Origin of the sequence: Gulosibacter molinativorax (genome assembly GCF_003010915.2) — a bacterium.
Taxonomy (GTDB): Bacteria; Actinomycetota; Actinomycetes; order Actinomycetales; family Microbacteriaceae; genus Gulosibacter; species Gulosibacter molinativorax.
In genome coordinates, this window is sequence record NZ_CP028426.1 from 2836601 (window position 1) to 2857601 (window position 21001).

General features: G+C 60.8%; 28 protein-coding genes and 1 tRNA gene. 28 read left to right on the forward strand and 1 reads right to left on the reverse strand.

All coding sequences use genetic code 11. From position 1 onward, the window contains the following. Positions 1-83 precede the first annotated feature (83 nt). The 28 genes from GMOLON4_RS13110 (at position 84) to GMOLON4_RS13240 (ending at position 20766) form a co-directional block, all read left to right on the forward strand. Positions 84-165, forward strand: a tRNA-Leu gene (locus GMOLON4_RS13110). Positions 166-419: 254 nt separating this feature from the next. Then, entirely contained in the window at positions 420-719 is a 300-nt protein-coding gene (locus GMOLON4_RS13115) for a hypothetical protein (RefSeq protein WP_106486631.1), read from the forward strand. 63 nt (positions 720-782) lie between these two features. Continuing rightward, complete coding sequence (locus GMOLON4_RS13120) at positions 783-1088, forward strand: HNH endonuclease (protein ID WP_265415369.1); 306 nt, start codon at positions 783-785, stop codon at positions 1086-1088. After that, complete coding sequence (locus tag GMOLON4_RS13125; protein WP_146137489.1) at positions 1085-1291, forward strand: hypothetical protein; 207 nt, start codon at positions 1085-1087, stop codon at positions 1289-1291. The genes GMOLON4_RS13120 and GMOLON4_RS13125 overlap by 4 nt, the downstream gene beginning before the upstream one ends. A 310-nt stretch (positions 1292-1601) precedes the next feature. Then, entirely contained in the window at positions 1602-1919 is a 318-nt protein-coding gene (locus tag GMOLON4_RS13130; protein WP_026937846.1) for a hypothetical protein, read from the forward strand. Next, entirely contained in the window at positions 1852-3426 is a 1575-nt protein-coding gene (locus tag GMOLON4_RS13135) for a hypothetical protein (RefSeq protein ID WP_146137488.1), read from the forward strand. Before GMOLON4_RS13130 ends, GMOLON4_RS13135 begins: the two co-directional genes overlap by 68 nt. Positions 3427-3438: 12 nt before the next feature. Then, entirely contained in the window at positions 3439-4716 is a 1278-nt protein-coding gene (locus GMOLON4_RS13140) for a phage portal protein family protein (protein WP_265415370.1), read from the forward strand. Then, complete coding sequence (locus tag GMOLON4_RS13145) at positions 4713-5876, forward strand: head maturation protease, ClpP-related (RefSeq protein WP_265415371.1); 1164 nt, start codon at positions 4713-4715, stop codon at positions 5874-5876. The genes GMOLON4_RS13140 and GMOLON4_RS13145 overlap by 4 nt, the downstream gene beginning before the upstream one ends. A gap of 2 nt (positions 5877-5878) precedes the next feature. Then, entirely contained in the window at positions 5879-6241 is a 363-nt protein-coding gene (locus GMOLON4_RS13150; protein WP_265415372.1) for a capsid cement protein, read from the forward strand. Between the two features lie 12 nt (positions 6242-6253). Further along, positions 6254-7186, forward strand: a complete 933-nt coding sequence (locus tag GMOLON4_RS13155; protein ID WP_265415373.1) for a phage major capsid protein — start codon at positions 6254-6256, stop codon at positions 7184-7186. After that, positions 7186-7467: a hypothetical protein gene (locus tag GMOLON4_RS13160; RefSeq protein ID WP_106486757.1), complete on the forward strand. Its 282-nt coding sequence runs from the start codon at positions 7186-7188 to the stop codon at positions 7465-7467. The genes GMOLON4_RS13155 and GMOLON4_RS13160 overlap by 1 nt, the downstream gene beginning before the upstream one ends. 13 nt (positions 7468-7480) lie before the next feature. Beyond that, positions 7481-7828, forward strand: a complete 348-nt coding sequence (locus GMOLON4_RS13165; protein WP_106486756.1) for a hypothetical protein — start codon at positions 7481-7483, stop codon at positions 7826-7828. Between the two features lie 23 nt (positions 7829-7851). Beyond that, positions 7852-8175 (forward strand): hypothetical protein, encoded by a 324-nt coding sequence (locus GMOLON4_RS13170; protein WP_146137588.1) that lies wholly within the window; start codon positions 7852-7854, stop codon positions 8173-8175. Next, positions 8175-8444 carry an HK97 gp10 family phage protein gene (locus tag GMOLON4_RS16455; RefSeq protein ID WP_407648565.1) on the forward strand — a complete coding sequence of 90 codons (270 nt, stop codon included), beginning with the start codon at positions 8175-8177 and terminating at the stop codon, positions 8442-8444. Before GMOLON4_RS13170 ends, GMOLON4_RS16455 begins: the two co-directional genes overlap by 1 nt. Beyond that, entirely contained in the window at positions 8441-8857 is a 417-nt protein-coding gene (locus tag GMOLON4_RS13175; protein ID WP_026937831.1) for a hypothetical protein, read from the forward strand. Before GMOLON4_RS16455 ends, GMOLON4_RS13175 begins: the two co-directional genes overlap by 4 nt. A 26-nt stretch (positions 8858-8883) precedes the next feature. Then, positions 8884-9471 carry a hypothetical protein gene (locus tag GMOLON4_RS13180; protein WP_026937832.1) on the forward strand — a complete coding sequence of 196 codons (588 nt, stop codon included), beginning with the start codon at positions 8884-8886 and terminating at the stop codon, positions 9469-9471. A gap of 59 nt (positions 9472-9530) precedes the next feature. Further along, positions 9531-9884 carry a hypothetical protein gene (locus GMOLON4_RS13185; RefSeq protein WP_026937833.1) on the forward strand — a complete coding sequence of 118 codons (354 nt, stop codon included), beginning with the start codon at positions 9531-9533 and terminating at the stop codon, positions 9882-9884. Between the two features lie 20 nt (positions 9885-9904). Next, complete coding sequence (locus GMOLON4_RS13190; RefSeq protein ID WP_026937834.1) at positions 9905-10246, forward strand: hypothetical protein; 342 nt, start codon at positions 9905-9907, stop codon at positions 10244-10246. A 44-nt stretch (positions 10247-10290) separates the two neighbouring features. Then, positions 10291-13275 carry a hypothetical protein gene (locus GMOLON4_RS13195; RefSeq protein WP_265415374.1) on the forward strand — a complete coding sequence of 995 codons (2985 nt, stop codon included), beginning with the start codon at positions 10291-10293 and terminating at the stop codon, positions 13273-13275. Beyond that, the gene (locus tag GMOLON4_RS13200; RefSeq protein WP_265415375.1) at positions 13272-14054 is read left to right on the forward strand and encodes a phage tail family protein; all 783 of its coding nucleotides are present in this window, start codon (positions 13272-13274) and stop codon (positions 14052-14054) included. The genes GMOLON4_RS13195 and GMOLON4_RS13200 overlap by 4 nt, the downstream gene beginning before the upstream one ends. A 10-nt stretch (positions 14055-14064) precedes the next feature. Continuing rightward, positions 14065-15198 (forward strand): hypothetical protein, encoded by a 1134-nt coding sequence (locus GMOLON4_RS13205; RefSeq protein WP_265415376.1) that lies wholly within the window; start codon positions 14065-14067, stop codon positions 15196-15198. 590 nt (positions 15199-15788) lie between these two features. Then, the gene (locus tag GMOLON4_RS13210; RefSeq protein WP_265415377.1) at positions 15789-16313 is read left to right on the forward strand and encodes a M23 family metallopeptidase; all 525 of its coding nucleotides are present in this window, start codon (positions 15789-15791) and stop codon (positions 16311-16313) included. A 147-nt stretch (positions 16314-16460) separates the two neighbouring features. Continuing rightward, a complete protein-coding gene (locus GMOLON4_RS13215) occupies positions 16461-16817 on the forward strand; it encodes a hypothetical protein (RefSeq protein WP_265415378.1) in 357 nt (118 codons plus the stop codon). After that, positions 16817-18205 (forward strand): SGNH/GDSL hydrolase family protein, encoded by a 1389-nt coding sequence (locus tag GMOLON4_RS13220; RefSeq protein ID WP_265415379.1) that lies wholly within the window; start codon positions 16817-16819, stop codon positions 18203-18205. The genes GMOLON4_RS13215 and GMOLON4_RS13220 overlap by 1 nt, the downstream gene beginning before the upstream one ends. Positions 18206-18337: 132 nt before the next feature. Next, a complete protein-coding gene (locus tag GMOLON4_RS13225; RefSeq protein ID WP_265415380.1) occupies positions 18338-19798 on the forward strand; it encodes a peptidoglycan-binding protein in 1461 nt (486 codons plus the stop codon). Further along, positions 19798-20220, forward strand: coding sequence for a hypothetical protein (locus tag GMOLON4_RS13230; RefSeq protein ID WP_026937863.1), 423 nt, complete (start codon positions 19798-19800; stop codon positions 20218-20220). The genes GMOLON4_RS13225 and GMOLON4_RS13230 overlap by 1 nt, the downstream gene beginning before the upstream one ends. Before the next feature lie 3 nt (positions 20221-20223). Further along, positions 20224-20514: a hypothetical protein gene (locus GMOLON4_RS13235; RefSeq protein WP_026937862.1), complete on the forward strand. Its 291-nt coding sequence runs from the start codon at positions 20224-20226 to the stop codon at positions 20512-20514. 3 nt (positions 20515-20517) lie between these two features. Next, on the forward strand, positions 20518-20766 hold the full coding sequence (locus GMOLON4_RS13240) for a holin (protein ID WP_051267431.1): 249 nt from the start codon (positions 20518-20520) through the stop codon (positions 20764-20766). 65 nt (positions 20767-20831) lie between these two features. On the opposite strand, the gene GMOLON4_RS13245 is transcribed toward GMOLON4_RS13240, so the two are convergent. After that, positions 20832-20993, reverse strand: a complete 162-nt coding sequence (locus tag GMOLON4_RS13245; protein ID WP_169516551.1) for a hypothetical protein — start codon at positions 20991-20993, stop codon at positions 20832-20834. Positions 20994-21001: the final 8 nt, after the last annotated feature.

The following is a 21001-nucleotide window of genomic DNA, read 5'->3' on the forward strand; positions in this document are numbered from 1 at the left end:
GAGCACCGATAAGCGGTCGCGAGCCTCCAACTCCCCGCGCATACGAGCCCTTGCAGGTCGGGACGCAAAGACCTGCATTCTTAGCTCTCGTGGCGAAATGGTAAACGCGCTGGATTCAAGACCCGGTGCCCGAAGGGCGTGCAAGTTCGAGTCCTGCCGGGAGCACGGAGGCATCGTGAAGCGACGCTGCGTCAACGGTGACGAGCAGGACGCGATCCACGCACGCAGGCTATTTGCGTGGCGTGCTGGTGAAGTCGCGAAGGTCAAGCGAGCAATTCGACGGCGAGAACGTCACGAGCACAAGCGGATTGATCGAGACACGGGCAGATGGTGAACAGAAATGCTGACCTCGCACCGAGCGAGACAACGGAATTGATCAGCGAAGCCAGCATGTCGGTGGCCGCGGATATGATCAGCACATGACTACCGGCATCCCCGACAAGCCCAGCAACCCGAGACTCGCGCGACTCTACGACAAGCACTTGAAAGCGGGCGACGAGATCCGCGCCGCGAACGAAGAGGCACTGATCGTCTGGCACCAAAACGAGTGGGGCTGCGCAGGCTGGCTACTGCTCATCACCCTCGGCATCGTGACCGCATTCATCGTGCCGCTCATCCTCTGGCTACTCGGCGCGTTCTCGAAAGACGGGCAGCTAATCACCTACACGATCAAGCGCTCAGGCGGCGTCAAGAAGCACGTCAAGTACGGGGCGAAATAGCCCCACCCATTCAACGCCCCGGTCCATGATGGCCGGGGCGTTCTGCATGTCCGGGGGGTCGAGTTGAGCACCAAAGAGATCCGCAACGGAAAAGGGCATCGGGCATACCGGCGCAAACAAGCTGCGCTGAAACGGCGGACGGCTCGCGAGAACCTGCCGTGCGGGTACGGGTCCAGCTTCGGATGCGGGCAGCCGATCGACACGACACTGCCGTGGAAGGACCGGTTGGCGTTCACGGCCGACCATCCAGTAGCGCTCGCCAACGGTGGGCACCTCGTCAAGCAAGACCTCGTGCCGTTCCACCGTGGATGCAATTCACGCAAGGGCGACGCTGAAGAACTCGACATCGAACTATGGGGGGCATCATGAGCACCATCGGAACACTCACGGCCACCATCCTCGTCAAGGTCGGAGACCAGACCACCGATGTCGGTTCGATCACAACCGACATCGACGGCACGCTCACCGAACACGACAGTGGGTACGCTGTCTGCGTAGAAGTCAAACGATACCGCTGGCGACTCGCACGGCTCTTCCTCGCGGCCGCATGGGCCGCGGTGACCTCAAAGTAGGGGTCGAGCGCGAAAGGCCGCGAGGCGGGCGTGAGAGGCCGCGCGAAGTCGGTCGGAGGCTCGAGAGGGTCGAAAAAATCCAGAAACCTTGATCCGATGCCAGTCTCCCGCCCGCTGTCTGGCATCTCTCTCTCTCGGCTTTTTGAAGAATCTGCGCAATTTGCGCGGCGCGTGGATTGGGGTCAATTCGATGGCACGTCAAAAGGCTCCCTGTGGCACGTATTCGGCCTACCGTCGCCATCGGCGCGAGGGTTCTGAGCCGTGTGGCCTGTGCGTTCGCGCTAAGAATGAATACAACGCGTCGCGGTCGGTGTCTGCAACTGGCCGTGAGCGTGAGGAAGCTGCGGTTCGCGTCGAAGAGTCGGTTCCGGTTGAGGCTGATTCATTGGATGCGTTCGATCGTCGGGCGGAGCTGTTGCGGACGTTGGAGTTTGTGGACAGGGCGATTGGTGCGGCGATTGGGGATGACCCGGTGAAGCTTGCGCCGTTGATTCGTGAGCGGCGCGAGCTGATTGCCGAACTTGGCCCGGTTGAGGTTGTCGAGGAGGTTGACCCGTTTGATGAGTTCCTCGCTGGAGAAGGAAATGTTGTTCGGTTCGACTCGGCCAAGGGTCGAGAAGCGTCCTAATGCTGCCGGGTCTCATGCGGATCGTGCGCTTCGGTTTCTTGATGCGTGTGGGCTGACGCTTGACGAGTGGCAGCGGTATGTCGTGTCGGCGCTGGTTGAGGTTGACGACGAGGGGCGCTGGGCTTCGTCGGAGTTTGGCCTACTTGTGGCGCGGCAGAACGGTAAGGGCGAGATTCTGCTCGCGTATGACTTGCTGCATTTGTTCATGTTTCCGCGCGCGGACAAGAAGCGTAAGACGATCTTGCACTCTGCGCATGAGGTGAAGACCTCGGTGGATGCTTTTGAGCGCCTCGCGGGCGTTGTCGAGTCGGTGCCGCAGTTGATGGCGCGCGTTGACAATATTTACACGGCGAACGGCAAAGAGGGCATTGTCCTGAAGCGTCGCGAGGGTCAGCGGAATGGTGACCGTGTACGGTTTATTGCTCGGACGAAGAAGTCTGGTCGAGGTTTCACGGCAGATATTCGTATTGACGATGAGGCTCAGGAAGAGTCGTTGCAGGCGAATAATGCTTTGGCGTATACGCAGTCGCAGATCACGAATCCGCAGGCGCTGTTCACGGGGACTGTCCCCGAGGATGGCGTGAATGATGCTGAGGTGTGGGAGGCGCTGCGGGATCGTGGCCGTAAGGGTATCGGTGCGCGCACGGGCTGGATGGAGTGGTCGCCGGAGGGGTCGGACGATCCTGATGTTGCGGATGCGATAGACCCTGGTGATCTTGATGCGCTCGTGGCGGCTAATCCTTCGCTTGGCTGGCGGATGCCGATCGAGACGGTGGTCGATCAGCTTGAGCGAGCAAACACAGACCCTGATGGGTACTTGCGCGAGAGGCTGTCTGTGTGGCCGAACCGTCGTCCGGTTGAGGCGCAAGCGTTGTCTGAGTTGGATCTTGACCGTTGGCGGGATAGTGAAGAGCTGGATGCGACGCTTGGTGACGTGTCGGTGATCGCGATTGCGGCTGCTCGTAATGCAGCGTATTGCTCCGTGTCGGCTGCGTCGAGGTTCGATGACGACACGATTTTTGTTGAGCATGTTCGCACTGATCGCGGAACGATGTGGGTCGCGGAGTTCGTGAAGTCGTTGAAGGCTGACCTTGGTGATGCGCTTGTGGTGCTGGACTCAAAGAATGCGGCGATGATCCTTGTCGATCTTGAGCGCGCCGGGGTGAAGTTCCTTTCGATGGATATGAACGAGGTTGCTGCGGCGCATGCGATGTTCATTGAGGGGTCGAATCTGGGCCTGATTGTGCACCGCGGGCAGGCTGAGCTCACGCAGTCGTTGGCGTCTGCGACGACTCGGAAGATTGGGCAGGCTGGGATGACGTGGGATGCGTCAGACTCGAAGGTTCCGGTGTCGCATGCGCAGTCGGTGACGTGGGCTGCGTGGGGGTTACGGAAGCAGGAGGCGCGCCCAAAGCGTGAGCCTGCCCCGCCGCCGCCGAAGCCTGCTGTGTTGACTCGCGATTCTGTCGCTCGGGATGAAACGAATTTGAACCATGTGAGGTTCTAGAGGGGGTCTGTCTTGGTTGAGATTGGTTACCAGTCGGGCTCTGGCGTGAGCGGTTGGGGTGCGCTTGCTGCGGAGACGCATGAGACGAACCCTGACTTGCAGTGGCCGAATTCGATTGATGTGTTTGATCGGATGCGGCGCGAGGATACGCAGGTCAAGTCGGTTCTTCGGGCAGTGACGTTGCCGATTATGCGCACGGAGTGGGTGATTGACGGGACAGGTTGCCGCCCGGAGGTTGTGGAGCATGTTGCTCGCGATCTTGGCCTGAAGGTGAAGGGTGAGGCGTTCCAGGCTCCTGTCCGCTCGAAGGGCCGGTTCTCGTTTCAAGAGTTTCTTCGTCTTGCTCTGCTCGAGCTGGTGTATGGGCACTCGTTTTTCGAGCAGGTGTATGACCAGTCGGATGGCGAGACGCACCTGCGGAAATTGGCTTGGCGTCCGCCGCGGACGATTGCGGATATTGAGACTGCCACTGACGGTGGTCTCGTCGCGCTCAAGCAGGCCGGGGCGAACGGCAAAGACGATGTTGTGATTCCGGTTGACCGGCTTGTGGTGTTCACGAATGAGCGTGAGGGCGCGAACTGGCTCGGTGAATCGCTATTGCGTTCGGCATACAAGATGTGGGTGCTGAAGGATCGCGTCTTGCGAATCCAAGCACTCACGGCGGAACGTAACGGCCTCGGTATGCCGGTGGCCACGTCTGCCCCACCTCCTGAGGATGCGTCGTTTGACGAGCTGAAGGCGTGGATGGATGAGCAAATCGCGGCGAATCTTGAGCTCGTGAAGAACGCTCGAGCAGGTGAGTCTGCTGGGGCGTCGATCGCGCATGGCGCGAAGTTCGAGTTTGTCGGGGTGTCGGGTGATTTGCCTGATACGGATAAGCCGATCCGGTATTACGACGAGCAGATTGCTCGTGGTGTGCTGGCGCACTTCTTGAACCTTGGTACTGAGACGGGATCTTGGGCACTGGGTTCGACGTTCGCGAATTTCTTCACGGACTCGTTGAATGCGGTGGCGCAGCATATTGCTGAGGTCACGAATCAGCATGTGATCGAAGACCTTGTGGACCTTGCTTTCTCGGAGGATGAGCCCGCGCCGAAGCTAGTTCCTGCGGCGATTGGTGAACAACAGCCGGTGACGGCGGAGTCGATCCGCGCGCTCGTGGAATGTGGCGCGATTGAGGTTGATGAGCGGCTCGAGGCGTGGCTGCGTGAACGTTTTGGCGCGCCGGTGAAAGACAGCGCCACAACGAGAGTGAGACCTGCACAAGTGAGAGCCGAGGGGGCTGCATGAATGAGAAATCGCGGCCTTGGTTCCGCATTGAGATGAAGGCTGAAGTTGAGGATGCTCCGGCGTCGGCTGATGTGTATATCTATGACGAGATTGGCGAGTCCTGGTGGGGCGGCGTGTCCCCGAAGGCGTTGATTGATGAGATCCAGGCGCTCGAGGTCGATGACCTGAATGTCTACGTCAATAGCCCTGGTGGTGCGGCGTGGGATGGGATCGCGATCATGAATGCGCTTCGTCGGCATAAGGCGAAGGTGCATGTGACGGTTGATGCTCTTGCGGCGTCGGCGGCGTCGATGATCGCGATGGCGGGCGACCGGATCACGATGAATCGTGGCGCGCAGTTGATGATTCACGACGCGTCGGGTTTCGCGATGGGTAACGCGCAGACGATGGATGAGACCGCGCAGGTGCTCAACAAACTGTCTGACAGCTATGCGGACGCGTATGCGGCGCGCGCTGGTGGCTCGCGTGAGCATTGGCGTGAGCTGATGCAGGCGGAGACCTGGTATACGGCGGAGGAGGCTGTTGAGGCTGGCCTGGCTGATGACTGGGTGGATGCCGAGCCTGAGGCTACCGCGGCGTTTGATCTGTCGCGTTTCAAGTTTCGAGGTCGAGCGATGGCCCCAGCGCCGGTGCTCGCCCGAATAGACCTCTCGGCCAACCGGTCGGGTGAAAGTTCCGCCGAGGCGGACGTACAGAAGGAGGGCCTTGTGGCTTATCTGGACGATGTAATCGAAGCTCTCGGCATGGACGAGGGCACGACTGAGGAAGAGACGATCACTGAGATTAACCGTCTGGTGGATCTTGCGACGGCTCCTGTAGAGCCGGAGTCGAGGCTCCCTGCTGGTGTGCAGGCTGTGGACGCGAATGTGTTCGCGCAGCTCCAGGCTGATGCTGCTGCTGGCCGTGAGGCGCTCGAGGCGCAGGCTGAGGCTCGCCGGGAGGGCATCGTGAAGGCCGCGATGGCTGATGGCCGCATCACTGCCGCATCGAAGGCCACTTGGCTTTCGGCGCTCGAGAAGGACGAAGAGGGCGCGAAGGCGCTGATCGAGTCGTTCCCGAAGAACACTATTCCGGTGGCTGAAATTGGCCACTCGGACGACATTCAGACCGCCGAGGACGCGCTCCTTGACCGGTTCAACGGCAAGACTCAGGAGGTCTAGAAATGGCTGACTACATCCCCAAGTTTCCCGCTGGCGCGGTCGTGACGCTCACTACGTCGGCAGATGTTACCGGCGGTCACGTTGTCGAGCTTTCGGCGGCTGGCACGGTCGCTCACGCTGCGGCTGATTCGGCGAAGGTCGTCGGTGTTGCTGCGCGTGACTCGAAGTCGGGCGAGCAGGTCGCTGTTTTCGTCGGCAAGGGCACTGTCCACCGTCTTGTTGCGTCGGCTGCAATTGCTGCGGGCGCGAAGGTCATCACCGCCACTGGCGGGAAGGTCGCGACCATCGGCGCTGGCACTAACACTGTCGGCCTCGCACTCACCGCGGCGACTAACGCCGATGACGTCATTGAAGTTCTGGTCTAGGAGGATCGAAAAATGGGCTACACATACCCTGTGCGTCACCAGACTGGGACGCTTACTACGGAGCAGCTTCACCTGCTGCTGAAGAATCCGCGGCTGATTGCGCGTCAGGTTGCGTCGCTCACGAACGAGAAGTTCCTCGCGGACTATCTCCTGAGCGGCCGCTATGACGCTGCTGGTGGCGGGGTCTACTACGAGACCGAGACTGCTGACCTGTACACGGGCACTGACCCGGAGGCGATTGAGCCTGCTGGTGACTACCCGCTGATTCAGCTTGACGAGGGTGTACCGTCTGCGGCGCGCACTGTGAAGTTCGGTCAGGGCTCGGTCATCACGGATGAGAAGATCAGCCGCGAGGGCAACCAGTATGTGCAGAAGGCGCTCATGCGTGTCGGTAACCAGATGGTTCGCTACGTCGACACGGTTGCGTGGGGCGTTATCGCGTCGCGTGTCTCGTCGACCTCGGCTGCGACCTCAGATGGCGTTGGTGCGTGGACTACCGCGGGTAACGTGCTCGGGCACCTCATGATGGTTCGTGAGGCTCGCGCCGAGCTCGCTACGGGTCTTGACCTGGACACTGTGGTGCTGCCGTCTGCGAAGTGGGCGAAGCTTGTCGGCATGCTTGTCGACGACGGCGCTCTTCCTCGCGAGCAGGGCAATATCGCGCTCTCGGGCACTGCGCCGGTGAGCGCGTTCGGCATGACGTGGCTCACGTCGCCGCACATCACCGGCACGGACCCGTGGCTTTTCGACACTGCGCAGCTTGGCGGTATGGCGGACGAGAAGCTTCTCTCGGAGGAGTTCGCGGCTGCTGGTCAGACTGGTGTGGAGGCGTCGACTACTCGTATCGCGGATAACGACTCGTACCTTGTGCGTGGTCGCCGCGTCACGGTGCCGATTGTCACTGAACCTCAGGCTGGCGTGAAGCTCACCGGGACGGGGCTGTAATGGCTGACGTGAAGCCCGGTGAGGGTACTTATGCGGTGACTGCTGCGGTGGCCGTGGTGCGCCTGCTGGACGGCTCGGAGCGTTACGTGTACCGAAACGGTCGTTTCGATGCGGCTGGCGCTGACGCGGCGAGCGTCGCGCACCTCGAGTCGGTTGGTCTCGTGCGCAAGGAGCCCGTCCCGGTCGAAGGGGCGGAGACTACCGAGACTCCCAAGGATCCAGAGAAGTCCGAAGCGCCTGAGGATCCGAAGCCAGCGACTCGATCGCGCACGACGAAGTAAGGGGTAAGGGGCGATGATTCTTCCAATCGAGATTGGCGAGGATGATGATCTTGCTCGCGAGATTCTTGTGATCGGTCGAGGCATTGCCCCTTGCATCTCGTCGCTTGAGGGTGAGGGTCGAGCGGATGCGCTCGCGATCCTCAAGCGGGTCTATAAGGACACTCGTACTCGTGGGCAGCGGTTCGTGAAGTCGCAGTCGATTGGTCCGGCGAGGGTGGATTACACGGATGTGCAGTCCATGTTTGACGGTGCCCCGACGATGGCTTTGCGGTCGCTGTGTGGTGCTTCGGGTGTCGCTGGGCTATCACGGGGGTCGTTCCCGAATGAGCGTCCTGTGGGCAAGATTTGGCCGGAGGAATGATGGATTTCCCGTTTGGCCGCTCTGTGACGAGACTTAGGGCTGGCGTTCAAGTTGACCCGTATTCGGGTGAAGAAACGTTCTCCGACTGGGGTAGCCCTTCCTCGCTCGAAATCGAGGGGGCGTTTGTCGCGCACACGTCTACTTCGATGCTTGCCACGGCGACTCGCGAGCAGGCGCTTGAAGCGAAGTCGCTGTTTTGTGGCGAGGCGGAGATCCGCAAGGGTGACCGCATCGTTGACGGTGACTATACGTACACGATTGACGGGATTCCCCCGGCTGCGGACACGAACCCGTTCACAAATTGGACGCCGCCGCGGGAGATCCCGTTGACGAGATACGAGGGATGATGGCGAAGAACTTTGTCAATAGTCCGGGGTTCATTGAGTCCTTGTATGACGATCCGGGTTTGAACGCTGAACTGCAAGCCGCGGCTGAACGTGTCGCGGCGAAGGTTCGCGCTACTGCGCCTGTCGGGGATAGTGGCGAGTACAAGGATTCAATCCATGTCGAGAAGTCCCCTCGAGGGGGTAGGCCGGTCTATCGTGTGGTTGCTGACGCGCCCCACGCGATGCTGGTCGAGTCGCGTACCGGGAACCTTGCTCGGGGCGTCAGATGACCTATACACGCCCGGATATCGAATTGTGGCTGACCGGGTATCTGCGGGGGAAGTTCCCGCACTGCACGGTCACGAATAAAGAGCCGCCCGATCTTGGGCGGCTCTTGCCGTTAACGAAACCTTTGATCGTGGTGCGGGACGATTCCGGGCCGCGCCTGGATTTCATGCTGTTTCAGAACGCGGTCGGTGTCTCTGTGCTTGCTGGCACGAAGGCGAACGACAAGCCCGCGAATGACCTCGCTCGTGAGGTTGCCGCGGTCCTGTTCGATGACGGGATTACCGGTATCGAGCAGTCACCTGTCACTCGGGTCGAGTGGGACGGATGCAACGGGCCGTATGCCGTTGATGAATCAAGTGATGTTGCTCGCCGCTATATGACGGTCGAGTACATAACCGCGGCTGTCGGCTATTGACAGCCCTATTTTGAATGGAGTAAATAATGGCCGACGCACAAGGATTTGATGTTGACGTTGCCCGGATTTGGCAGACGGGTATGGCGTATATCGATCGCACGCCTGACGCGGTGCTGCTGGATGCTGCCGGTCGGACGGCGCTAGTCGCTGCCGACGGGAAGATCGTGGTTCCTGCGTCGTACGAGAACGTTGGGCTGTGGACTAAGGATGGCGGGCCGGAAGAGGGCCGCGAGTCTGAGGACCCGACCGAGTTCTACCAGCCTGGGTATGAGATTGGCGGGGCTACTTCTCGGACGGTCGCGCTCACCCTTGCTGAGGATAACGAGATGGTTCGGTGGCTGGATACTGGCAAGACGCCGGTGGCTGGCGAGATGACCGTTGGTGGTGGGAATGACCACCGGTTCCCGCTGCTCATTGTGCAGAAGCGCCGGGATGGTGCGATTCGCCTTCGGAACGGGTACGCGCGCGTTTCCGAGTTCGCGCCGGAATCGGCTGACCGGGGGACGCTCGAGAGTTCGGTTGCGACGTTCAAGTGGTCGGAAGCTGACGAGCTCGGCGACGACCTGTATTGGGAGCGCGTAGTTCCGGCGACAGTGACGGTCCCGGCTGGCTAGTCGTCTTGTTGAGGGGCAGGTAACCGCCTGCCCCTTTTTCGTTTCATTGAGAGGGAATAATGACCAGCACTGACCTGGATAAGTTTTTCGACGGCGACTTCGATGAAGAGAAGGTGCTTGCGGAGATTGCCGAGAATCCTGGCGTCGAGACAAGATTCTCGCGTGATTTCTTCGCGGCCAAGTTTGAGGATGGCACCCGTGTTGGTGTGCCGTTGAGGCTCACCCGCGAGATCTACTCGGACATTACCGAGAAGTACGAGGACCCGTTCGATCAGATCGAGGCGCTTTTGATCGCGCTCGGACTTGAGGATGAACTAGAGAAGATCCCGAATGACGTGACGATACAAGGCGTTTTCGTTGAGCGTTATTTCGATGCGCTCACGAAGAAGCAGAACGCTTCACTGGGGAAATAGCGTACGTCGCCCATGTCAGCTTGGAGCATCCGTCCGCGTTCGCGGTGACGATGCGCCGGTATGGGGTTTCCCCGGCTGACGTTGGCGACGGCGTGACGTTTGGTGAGGCGTATGACCTTGTGCTTGCGGCGATGGGTGACACGTCCACGCCACTGTATGCGGCCGTGCAGGGGTGGGCGTTTCCCGCTTCATTTCCGGAGCTGGTGCAGATCGCGTCCGCTGCTGGGTCTCCTGCTGCGGCGAAGAAGTTGATGCCGTGGACGCTTGGTGCGGAGAGTCGCCGTAAAGCGGCGCTGGAGGTGTCTGCTGATGAGCGGGCCGAGGCGCTGGCGGAACTACAGTCGATGATTGTGAGGGGCTGAGAGGCCCCTTTTTTGCGCTCTGAGCGCGGAAGGCGGTGTCTCTCGTGAAGCAAGTCGGTGCCGGGTTCGTCGCCGTGAGCCCAAAATTTTCTGGCTTCAGGCGCGCGGTCGCTGCCGAGTCAACTGCTGCCGGTCGTGAGGGTGGGCGCAACCTGCAGTCCTCGCTTGGCGGTGCTGGGCGCTCGGCGGGAGCGAAGCTCGGCAAGGACATGAAGTCGGCTTTCTCGTCGGCGTCGGCTGGGCTCGGCGGCGCGTCGCTCAAGACGCTCACTCGAGAAGTGCAGACTGCGCAGGACAAGCTCACCGCGGCTCGACTGAAGCAGCAAGACGCCGCGGGGACTGTACGGACGGCTGAGGCGAAGCTCGCTGAGGCTATCCGTAAGTCTGGCGAGAACTCGGCGGCGGCGGTTGGCGCGAGCGAGAAGCTCGAGTCGGCTCGTCGTAAAGAGAAGGTCGCGGCTGACAATCTGGCGACGGCTTCAACGAAGCTGAAGGACGCTCAGTCGGCGGTGAAGGATGCGTCGAAAGCTGCCGGTGATGCCGCTGGCACGTCGGTCACTGGTTTCGACCGGTTGAAGGATGCTGCGGGGAGCGCGCTGACTGGGATCGGGGATAAGGCCGGGAATGCCGGTAAGGCGATCCTGGACGGGGTCGGCGCTGGTATCCAGGCGGCGTCGCAGATGGCGGCGGCGGGGCTCGCGGCGCTCGCTGGGCAGACTGTTGCGATCACGAAGAGTGCCATGTCGGAGTATGCGACGTGGGAGCAAGTCACGGGCGGTGTCGACACACTGTTTGGTGATGCGTCGGCGACGGTGCAGGGGTTCGCGGATCAGGCGTTCCAGACGGCTGGCGTGTCCGCGAACGAGTACATGTCGCAGGTCACGAGCTTTTCGGCGTCGCTGATCAGCTCGCTTGGCGGGGACACTGCCGCGGCGGCGGATATCGGCAACATGGCGATGATCGACATGTCGGACAACGCCAACAAAATGGGCACCGATATCGCGTCGATCCAGAACGCGTATCAAGGGTTCGCGAAGCAAAACTACACGATGCTCGACAACCTCAAGCTGGGGTATGGCGGCACGCAGGAGGAGATGCAGCGGCTGTTGGATGACGCGCAGGCGTTGTCGGGGCAGACGTATGACATTGGCTCGTTTTCGGACGTGGTGTCTGCGATCAACGTCGTGCAGACGGAGCTTGGGATCACGGGGACGACTGCCGAGGAGGCGGCGTCCACGATCGAGGGTTCTGTTGGCGCGATGAAGGCATCGTGGTCGAACTGGCTCACTGAGCTGGGTAAGACCGATGGTGATGTTGAGGGGATGACGGACAATCTTGTCCAGTCGATTGGCACGGCGCTGAGCAACATTGTTCCGCGTGTGGGGCAGATCCTTCAGAGCCTCGTGCAGTCGATCCCATCGTTTCTTTCGAGCATCGTCACGATTCTTCCGCAACCGTTCCAGGATGGTCTTGACAAGATCAGCGAATCGGTTGGCGGGCTGGATAGCCTGCTCGGCCCGCTGGGCGCGTCGTTTGGTGCGATTGGTGCGGTTGGTCTCGTGCCGTTGCTGTCGAAGCTGCCGATTGTGGGGAGCCTGTTTTCTGGGCTCGCGACGAAGCTGCCGTTGCTGACGAATCCGCTGTTTATTGCGGCGGCAGGTCTTGGCGCTTTTGCTGCGGCTGGTGGGGATTTCGGACAGATCGGCGACCTCGTGTCGGGGTTCGTTGACACGATCGTTTCAGCCCTGCCGGGTGTGATTGATGCGATTGTGTCGGCAATCCCTGAGCTGGTGGACGGCATCCTCACGGCGGTGCCTCAGCTGCTGGAGGCGGCGACGCAGATCGTGCAAGCGCTGATTGATGGGATCGTTGTCGCGCTGCCGCTGCTGATGCAGGGCGCGTTGACGCTCGTCACGGGGCTGCTGGATGCGATCGTGGCGAATCTGCCGATGATCATCCAAGCTGCGCTGACGCTCGTCACGACACTGCTGCAAGGAATCATCCAAGCACTACCGGTGCTGATTCAGGCTGGCATTTCACTGCTGATGGGGCTGATTCAGGGCATCATCGAAAACCTTCCGATGATTATCGAGGCGGCACTGTCGCTGATCAATGGCCTACTGACGGCGATTGTCGAGAACCTGCCGCTCATCATCCAGGCTGGTATTGATCTGCTGATGGCGCTCGTCACCGGTCTGATTGATGCGCTGCCGATGCTGCTCGATGGCGCGCTGCAGTTGCTTATTGGGCTGGTGACGGCGATCACGGAAAACCTTCCGTTAATTATCGAGGCCGGTATTTCGTTGATCATGTCGCTGATCCTCGGCATCATCGGGGCGCTGCCTGACCTGATCACGTCGGCGGTGGGCATGATTTCGACAATTGTCGAGACGCTGCTCGAGAATCTGCCGATGATTATCGAGGCGGCGATTCAGATCATCCTCGCGATCGTGGAGGGTCTCGTGGTCGCGATTCCTGATCTGATTGCGGCGATTCCTCAGATCATTGAGGCGATCTGGAATGCCATCACTGAGGTGGATTGGCTCGAGCTCGGTAAGACGATCATCCAGGGGTTGATCGACGGTATCGGTTCGATGATCGGCGGCGTAGGCGACGCGATCGGCGGTGTGGTCGAGGAGCTGTCGTCATGGCTACCTCAGTCTCCGGCGAAGAAGGGGCCGTTCTCGGGTCGTGGCTGGACGCCTCACCGCGGTAAGTCGTTGGTGGAGGGGTTCGCTGAGGGTATGCGGGATTCGCAGTCTGACGTTGAGTCGGCTGCTGACCAGCTTGCTCGGGGTGCGGTGATTGACCCGCAACGGTATGCGTCGGATGCGGCGATGGCTGTTGAGCAGCGTGCCCGGATGGCGGTTGATGCCTCGTTCGCGGCTGCACCTCAGCAGGCGACGGCTACGGCGGTCCTGGATCGTCCCGCGATCGGTGACGTGAGGATCACGATCAACGCGACGGATGGTCAGTCTGCGCGGGATATTGCGCTCGAGGTGGACAAGATCCTGAGGGGTGGCTTGTGAGTCAGATCTATATCGAAATGGATGGGCTCACCGTGTGGGGTCGCGGGAAGGCGACTCCACATGACCTTTCAGGGTTCGGTATCAAGCGGAACGGGCTCGAGCAGTTTGACGATTCTGCGAGCCGTTCGGGCGAGGTCGCGAAACGCGATGTTGGTGACGGCTCCTATTGGGGTGATTCCTCGCTTGATGGGATTGTCCGCACGCTGCAGGGTGTCGCGTGGGCTCAGACTCATCGTGAGGTTGAGGCGATGCACGACCGGCTGATGGCGTTGAACGCCTCGTCTGCGTACCGGCCGCTCACGTACCGGTCGGAGCGTGGCTACCGGTATGCGATGGCTCGCGTTGAGGGCGCTGTCACGTGGCTGCATGACCGGTGGATCAACAAGCCTCGCGCAGAGTTCACGATTGCTTTCCGATGTGCGGATGCGCATTGGAATGGTGAGTCGCGAAAGTACACGCTCACTCCTGGGCAGACGGTCACGGTTGAGAATCGCGGCACTCTCCCCGCTTGGCCGATGGTAGACGTTCGCGGCCCGCTCGGGGTGAACTGGGGTCTCGGTGTCGGCTCGTCCCGGCTGTATGTCGATCGTGCGGTTGGATCTGGCGAGACGGTGACAGTCGATCATGAAAACGGCTGGGTCAAGTCGTCGTCTTCGGGGTTCATTACCGAGGGCATCAGCGGGTACGAGTCGAATCTTGCGCCTGGCGTTGGCACGGTCACCTTCACCGGGTCGGGTTCGGGCTCGGCGACGGTGACGTTTACTGACCGGTTCGTGTAGGGGGGGTTTGATGGTTGAGCGCATTGTCCCCGTGCATACGGTGACTGGGGAGCGGATCTTCACGAAGATCGGCGGCACGGTCGGTTCGTGGACTACTTCACTCACGACGCCGGGGACTGGTTCGGTGACGATCTACGCGCGGGATCAGAAACGCAAGCTCGACTTCGAGTCGGTGCGCTTGCTGCGGCGTACCGCCGCGACAGCGATCGTCATCGAAGAAGTCAAGCACGAAGTGTTTTCCGGGCCGGGGCATATCCAATATGCCGGGTATGTGACGGACTCGGAGTGGGACGACTCCACGGGAATGCTGTCGCTGAACCTTGTCGAAATCAAGAAGCTCGGCGATAAACGGCAAATGTGGGTACCTGGCGAGGGCGGCCCGAACGAACTGACGATCACAGGCGCATCCATGTATCGGATCGTGCGTGAGGTGCTCTGGCGGGCATTCGGTCGCGAGATCGGAACTAGGCATGCGCTGCCGTTCCTATGGCCAGAGGAGAAGCCTGGGCAGCTCACATATGAGCTGTTCAGGTACCACTACAAGAGCCTCACTCAGGTCATGTCTGACCTTGACGCTACGGGCGGCCCGGACTGGAACCTTCGCCCGCGGTGGGTCGGTGGCCTACTGAAGTGGGATGTGCATATTGGTTCGCCCACGTTCGACTGGGGCGAGGTGCGGATGCGTGCAGCGACGCCCGAAAATCCTGTCCGCACTCCCGTATCGAAGCTGAAAGAGCTACAGGATGGTTCGGAGCAAGCATCTGACGTGTGGGTGATCGGCGCTGGCTCTGAGGCTGACATGCGCGTTGGCTGGGCTGGGCCGGACCAGCTGCCGATGATCGAGGGCGTTCCGCGGCAGATCGTCACAGAGTCGCACAAGCACGTGGACGTCAATACACAGTTGAATCAGATCGCGTTGACAACACTGTTGGACAGTCGGGGGCCCCGCCGTCAGTTCTCGTTTGAGCTGCAGTTCGAGCAGGGCGGCTGGCTTACGCCGGACATGGTGCGTATCGGGATGCGGATCAGGTTGGCGCATCCGGGCTCGGAGGGTATCTCTCGCGGCGAATATCTGCTGTATGTGCTGTCGGTTTCGCGTGCCGGTAAGGGCCGGGTCCGAGTGGAGACGCAGGAGGTCGAGTAATGGCGCGCTGGCGGAATTTGAAAGACCCGGCAATCCCCGACACGAATCGGCGTGTGCGCGACCTCGAAGCTGGCTCGCCGATCGGCTTTAGCTCTGTGGAGCGTGGCGGGCTCAGGATCGCGTCAGAGCAGGGCCTTTTGGTCGAGGGCTCGATCTATGGGTCTGCGAATAATGTCCTCGGCATTCCGGCGCATATCGATTGGCGGGGAACCGCGGTGTTTAGTGGCGGCCTGTCGGTCGGGCACTCCTGGAACTCTCCGAGTGGGGGGCTCGTTGTCGGGGAGACTACGAACCGAAGGCCGTCAACATTTAACGGTACGACGTCACATAATGATGCGGCGTGGTTCAATGGCCCAATACGCATGCGGGACGGCGGTTGGTCATCTGAGCCGCCTGAACTGCAGATTGGCGAGCCTGGCGGCTCGATACCATCGTTTTTCAATGGCGATGTTGAACTCAACGGCAATGTTGAGGTGAATGCGACCACTGCCGGGGACAACATATTCCGTGTCGGCACGACAGATGCACCAGTGGATTCCCATATCAACGGGCCACTCACGACTCGCGGTGACCTGCGGCATTTGAACTTGATGGAAACTGCCACTCCGGATGACTACAACATTCTGATGGTGAACGTCAATGGTTTCGTGTTCAAGGGACCGAAGGTTGGCGGTATCGGTACAGGGCCGGGACCGATCGACCCGGGCAATCCTGGCGCTACAGGGCTCGTGAAACCGTTCCCGTGGTCCACGGTCACGTCGGAGTTTGGGCCGCGTGAGTCGCCTGGCGGGATCGGGTCAACAAATCACCTCGGGATCGATTTCGGGTACTGGCCTGCCACATACGGCGCTGCGATTGGCGCGGTCGGGTCTGGGACGGTCACATTCGCCGGGTGGGCAGGCGGCTACGGCAACGCCGTCAGGATCGACCACGGCGGCGGCATCCACTCGTATTACGCGCACCAGTCGAGCATTGTCGTGTCGGTCGGCCAGACGGTGAACCAGATGCAGACGATCGGCTATATCGGTTCCACGGGCAACTCGACAGGCCCGCACCTGCATCTCGAAATCATTGTCGATGGTGTCGAGCGTAACCCGCGCAACTATCTCGTCTAGCAAGCCCTCACTCGCTGCCACCTTCGGGGTGGTTTTTCTCGTTAAGGAGACTCTTTTGGTTGTCTATTCCGGTTATGTTGCGACTCCGGCGAATGAGGTGCATTCGACGTCGCTCAAGCCTCGGTTGGAGGTGCGTTTGTTGGAGGCGTGTCACCACGGGGGACCCTTGTCAATACGGAGACGAAGCTGGTGGATGTCGCGTCTTCGGGTGCGTATTCGGTGGATTTGATCCCTAGCGAGCAGTTGCGCTCGCGGTCTGGCGCTCTCGCCTTGTACGAGGTTGCCGAGTCGTGGCTCGGCGAGGGTGGGCAGCCTGTGAAACGGTCGGAGTGGGGCACGTTCTATTTGCGTGCGTCGGGTGGGTCCTTGTCTGATCACGCGCAGTTCCCTGCCAGGGTTGGCGCGGTTTTCGTGCAGGAGGCTGACCCGGCGACGCAGGGCGCGGTCGCGAGGAACAGTATTTGGTTGCGCCCTTCGACGGGGCAGATTCGGAGGATGGACTAATGCCGTGGACTCTCGTAGGGCAGATCGCGGCGGTGACGGATCAGGACATGGCGTCGAAGCTCTCTGCGCCTACTGCGTCGCGGTCTGCGGTGGATGCGCGTATTCGTGTCCAGGCTGAGGGCATGGTTGGCGATGTGATCGCGTCGAACCCTGAGGTGACTCAGGCGGTGATCGACGGTATTAATGCCGATCCGCTGCTGCTTGGCGAGTTGTCGTATTACAAGGGGCAGGCGACGGCAGATAGCCTCGATTCTCTGCCGGGTGGTACGCATTGGATCTCTACCGCAAAGGCGACCGAAATGGGCCTCCCAGCCGCGGGCTCGTTACTGCTCGTTAACCGGGATAGTTCATACAAAACAGCGGTTCTCGTCGCGCTGAACCCGACTCGGGTTTGGGCTGCGGATCGTAACGGCGCCGCTGGATGGTCCAGCTTCAGTGAAGTCACATCTCGTGTTCGGCAACTCACCACTGAGAATCTGGATACGCTCACGACAACCGGAAGTTTTTACCAGAACTCGCCAACGTTTGCGACAAGCGAACGCAACTACCCGTTCCCAACGATGTGCACCATCGACGTGAAACCTTGGTCTGCAAACAATGCTCACGTCACTCAGGTCGCGATCCCGGACGCGACGGGCTACAGCGCGTTCGCGATCCGCTCACTGCTACAGGGGACCTGGTCAGACTGGGACCACTACTTTTCGGACGCGGCGAATGCCCAGAAATATGCGTTGAAGAGTGAGCTCTCGGGTCGTGTCAGCGTATGGGCTGGTGGATCATTCATCGTGCTTGGTGATTCGGTCATGGCGAATGGCGCGGCCGCGCTCAATGCTGTCCGTGACGAACTTGGGTTTTCCTCGGTTGAGAACGCAGCAGTAGCGGGCCGCCCCATGTCGGATGGTTCCGCAAACGGTGTCGGGACAGTAACGACTGCTCTGACGAAAAGCTTTGTTGGTCATGACCTTGCGATTGTCGCGGCGGGCACTAATGATTTCCGGCTGGACATGCCGGTCGGAACGCTCGGGCAAATCGGTGACGCATCGTTCGATCGAGCTACGTTCTTGGGCGCCTACCGCACAACGATCGAGCACATTCTGACTCAGAACCCGACTATCCGCATCATGCTTTCCACACCGCTGCAGCGCGATAACGCGTCGTATGACGTGAACCACGTCAACGCGGTGGGGCACAAGCTTTTGGATTATGTCGACGCGGTGAAGGAGGTAGGCGGCCTGTACGGCCTCCCGGTGTACGACGCGTACGCGAACTCGGGGTTCACAAAACTCACTCTGGCCACGCTCACCTCGGATGGTCTCCACCCGAACGCGGCTGGGTATGAGCGTCTCGCATCAGCATTCTCTGGGTTCCTCTGGACGGTAGGGAGTTAGCCGAGTAAGGCGCAACTTCGCGCACAACCTGATCCACGAGATTTCCAGCCGCCTCTACCGGGGTGGATTTTTCTCCGCCCTTTCGCCAATACCGGTGGGGGGCTTTTTTATGCCCAAAAGGAGGGCAAAGAAATGGCTTACGAGTACACGAATATTGACGGTCACCGGGTCGAGGTGAACGTTGCAAAAGCGTTCCGCGAGATGGCCGCAGATTTCCAGAAGGCGACCGGCTATTCCCTGCATGTCTCGGATGGGACGCGCACGTGGGATGAGCAGCTCGACTTCTGGGAGGACTACCAGGCAGGCAAGGGGAACCTTGCACTGCATCCGTCGTCACCGTTGGCGTACCACGTGGAGACGAATCCTTCTGGCCCTCGAGCTCTCGACATTCATGACAGTGGGGATGACGCGGGCGTGACCGTCGCCGGGAATGTCCGCTCGCACTGGATCAAGGCGAACGCGTCGAAGTACGGTTTCGATCCTGCTGGGTATGGGTTCTCGCAGGTGGAGCCGTGGCACATCGAGTACCGCGGACAGATCGGCGGGAAGGTCGATACACCGAAGCCCTCGGCGGCGCAGGTGCTTGAAGCTGGCGGGCTGGTCAACTCGACCATCATCGTGAAGGCTGCGTCTGCGGTCGGCCTGGATCTCGCGATCGCGGCCGCGGTGATTCAGAAAGAGTCCGGCGGTCGCAACGTGTTCGGTCACGACGCGGGCGGCGCGTATCACGGCGGCGGCGAGGTCACCGAAGCGAAATACAAAGACTTCATCAAGCAGGTGCGAGGCGGCAAGACATCGAACGGCGTCGGCCCTGCACAGATCACGTGGCCAGCGTTCTTCGATGAGATGGAGAAGGCTGGACTCAAGCCGTGGGTGCCGCTGGACAACATGAAGTACGGCTTCCGGTTGATGGTGGATTACCTCGGCGGAAAGACCGCTGATGCGGCGATCCGTAACGCTGGCAAGCGCTACAACGGCAATGCCTCGTACGGTGACGACCTCCTCGTGAAGGTTCGGGAGTGGCGTCAGCGACTCGCGGGCCGGAACGTTTCGTCGGCGCCGGCGAAGGGCGACGAGCGCATGGCGTCGCGCCAGCGGTTCCTCAAGCACGATCGCGGCGAGGACATCACGGTGGACGGCTGGGACGGTCCCGAGACTCAGGCTGCGGTGAAGCGTTACCAGCAATTCCTTGGCGTGACCGCGGACGGTATCTGGGGCGACGCGACCGAGGCCGCGCACCTGGTGTTCAAGCAGACCGGGAAGAGTCCGAAGGCCGCGGCGTCGAAGACCTCGGCGAACAACCCATTCGGAATCCCCGACGTGCGGGGTCTGCAGAAGATAGCGCGCGAGCGCGGGTACACCGGCAAGATCGACAATATCTGGGGTAGCGGATCGGCGTACGGTTTCGCGCGGTTCCTCCGTCAGGATTGGGGTTACCCGGCGAATCAGAACGACGTGCTCGGCCCGGTCATGTGGGCGAGCATCGCGCGCTGGCTCCGTGGCCGGTGGGGCTACGTCGGGAATGATGTTCCCGGCCCGGTGATGCGTGCCGCGCTCACGCGCGCGAACGACGCGAACAAGCGGGAACTCTGATGTTGCGCGCGCTGAGGTATTGGTTTTATGACCCGCCCCAGTGGCGGCCCGTCGTGTTGCTCGGCTATGTGGTCGCGTTTGCGATGGGCATGGTGACATTGATTGCCCCGCCGTTGACGATCGCCGGGCAGCTCGGGCACGTGCTCACGACGATCTGGGCGTGCCTGCTAATCGCAGGGAGCCTGCTCGCGGCGTGCACGGTCTATTCGGACTGGTGGTGGCTCGAGCGGCTGGGGATCAAGATCGCCGCGCTCGGCCTCGGCGTGTATCTCGGCGTCGTCGTCTACCTGTGGGGGTTCGAAGCCGGGAATCGCGGCACACAGTTTTTCGGGCTCACGCTCGGCCTGTGTTTCTTCCTGCTCCGCTTTCTACAGATTCAGGCTTGGGATTACCGCCCACGGAGACTCGACCGAGAGGACTAGGGCGTGACTGCGGGAGAGATTGCGGCAATCATCACCGCCCTTGGACTCGGGGCGATCATCAAAGACATCTCCACGTGGGCCTACCGGGCTGTGACTGGCCGGGAGGGGAAACGGCGCGACGATTCTCAGAAAGCGTGGGATGCGTTCGATAGGGAGTCGAAGCATCGGCGCATCATCACGTCGCATGCGGCGCGTCTCGAAATCATGCTCATCCGTGCACCGTGCGTGGATGAGAAGGATATCCCACCGTGGCCCTCAGCAGGGGGCACGGGAGAAATACGGACTAAGGAATAGATCATGAAAATCTTCTCGAAAGACTTCCTCCGGGGCGCAATCGACAGAGCGATCAAAACTGCCGCGCAGGTGCTTCTTGCGGTGCTCCTCACGTCGGCGGGGAGTGACCTGGTGCCGACGGCTGGCATCCTCGAAATCGACTGGCTTGGCGGGCTCTCGATCACGGCGCTCGCTGTCGTGATCAGTCTGCTCACGTCGATCAGTGACCCGGAATCGACGGCACAGTCAGCCCGATCACTGCCCTCTCACTGAACGTCACTCAACCTCACTGCCCCGCTCTCTGGCATCACGCCGGAGGGCGGGGTTTTTCGTTTTCCCTACCGCTCCGCGCCAACCTCGTAGAGATGCTCGTGGTAATCATCCACAGCCTTCGCCCGCGCGCCCTTGAAGCCCCGGACCGGCCCGCGCCAACCGCACGAGCAGACGGCCAGCCAAGAGCCCGCGAAATTACCTTTGATCGCTTTCGCCTTGTGAGACATGGGGGAGT